Consider the following 1,789-nt stretch of genomic DNA (forward strand, 5'->3'; position numbering starts at 1 on the left):
TCTTTAGACTGATTGTTTGATTCGAATATTGGTTCTTTATGCCTATTAACAATGTTAGCATTTGTTATGAATTCATTATTCTCAATATCTTTATCTGTATTGAATTCTTTAAAACTTGAAGACTTTTTACGTTTGAATTTTTCATCTTTATCAACGAATAATCGTGTTAAAGATAAATTGTCGCTGTTAATTTCGAATTCTTTACCTTTTTCAATAGGTAGATAAGAAATTTCATTTTTTATTTGATTCACATTGATTTTCGTAGTTATTATGATTTTCTTATTTGCTGGAACTTTGGTTTTTAGACTTTTATATTTTTTATTATTTATTGAATACTGTAATTGTTTATTTCTTGAAAAAAGTTTATGAGTAATAGCTACATTTTTATCAGTTGGGTTTTCAACGATTAATTTTGCACATAAAAATTTTTCTTTTTTATTTAAATTAAAATATGAAATAGATTCATCTTTAGTTAATTTAGAGTCTTTTTTCTGGTTACTACAAGGTGTAAATGAATTGATTAAACTAATATCATTACTATCAATAACAAAATCTGAACTTTTATTCATGCTTAAATGCTTAGAATATTGAATGTCTGATTTTGAGTCTTTATCACATCCAGTTAATAAAAAAGAAAATAATATAATTAGAAATATAAATCTAAAAATATTAATCATTAGTAACTCTTTTTAACACCTGAACGCCCTTTGTAAAGCGTTCCATTATTAGTAGCTGTGTGTATAGTCACATTACCATATTGTTTTTTTCCTTTTACTTTTTTCATAGAAGCAGTTGATTTAGCAGTCCCATATGCTCCAGCTATGGTTTTTTTTCCTTGTTTAGCTAATTTACCTTTTGCAAGACCTATGCCTGTGGTAGCACTTGTAATAGTAGTCAATTTCTTACCTTTAGTAGTTCCAGTACTAGTGATTTTATTCCCTTTTTTTGATAAAGAACTTTTTCCTTGCGCTAATTTTTTAATAACTATAGAACCTACAGGTACTTTTAAGCCGTAACTTTCTTGAATAACGTTAGAATTATTATTGTAGCTTTCATTATAAGCTTGTTCTAGATTGGGTGTAAAATCTTGTGTGATTTGATTATCAACCTCTTTAGATTCATAACTTTCAGCGTTAGCAATATAAGGTGTAATAGTTAACGATAAAACTCCCATTGCAATAATCGAATATAATTTCTTTTCCATGATAAAACCTCCTTGTTTAATATTTAGAGAGTATCAATATTTTATGTAGTAAAGTTGAATATTGCCTAACTGTTTATATTTAGTTCTTAACTGTAAGTATTTGTTAAATTAAAGTGACATTTAATAAATTTTTTATAGTAAAAAATAAGATTGAACTAATATAGATTATTTTGATTTGTTATCTTATAATTTAAGGAAAATTGAAAAGAGGAGTATTTATGGAGACTTATGAAGATACCAATATACAATTTTTATACGATTTTAAAATAACTAATGCTTATTTTATTGAAAAAGATGAACCCAAACTATATAAAATTTATGAACTTTTAAAATTATTTGATGGGGTAATGTATCACACTGTAAAGGCACAACAACACTTTATTGAAAATTTCAAATTATATAGCAAAGCAAATGAAAAAGAATTTAATTACTTAGTAGAAGCTACATACCATTTAAATTACTGTATCAGAAATATTTCTACATTAGATGATATAATGAATAGAATTATTGTTGAAATATATTTATATATGATACCAACAGCTAGATTAAAAAGTAGAAAATCAGATTATATAAAGGATTATTATT

General features: G+C 24.7%; 3 protein-coding genes. 1 reads left to right on the forward strand and 2 read right to left on the reverse strand.

Features of this window, described 5'->3' with window-relative positions:
• Both CD129_RS12285 and CD129_RS12290 read right to left on the reverse strand, forming a co-directional pair.
• The coding region (locus CD129_RS12285; protein WP_144437020.1) for a hypothetical protein at nucleotides 1-677 on the reverse strand (677 nt) is incomplete at its 3' end.
• Nucleotides 677-1,204, reverse strand: coding sequence for a hypothetical protein (locus CD129_RS12290; protein ID WP_115337902.1), 528 nt, complete (start codon nucleotides 1,202-1,204; stop codon nucleotides 677-679). The genes CD129_RS12290 and CD129_RS12285, both read right to left, overlap by 1 nt.
• Nucleotides 1,205-1,422: 218 nt before the next feature.
• Here CD129_RS12290 and CD129_RS12295 point away from each other — a divergent pair.
• Nucleotides 1,423-1,789: hypothetical protein (locus tag CD129_RS12295; protein WP_144437021.1), on the forward strand; the 367-nt coding region annotated here is incomplete at its 3' end.

The sequence above is a fragment of the Mammaliicoccus fleurettii genome (assembly GCF_003970575.1).
Classification (GTDB): Bacteria; Bacillota; Bacilli; order Staphylococcales; family Staphylococcaceae; genus Mammaliicoccus; species Mammaliicoccus fleurettii.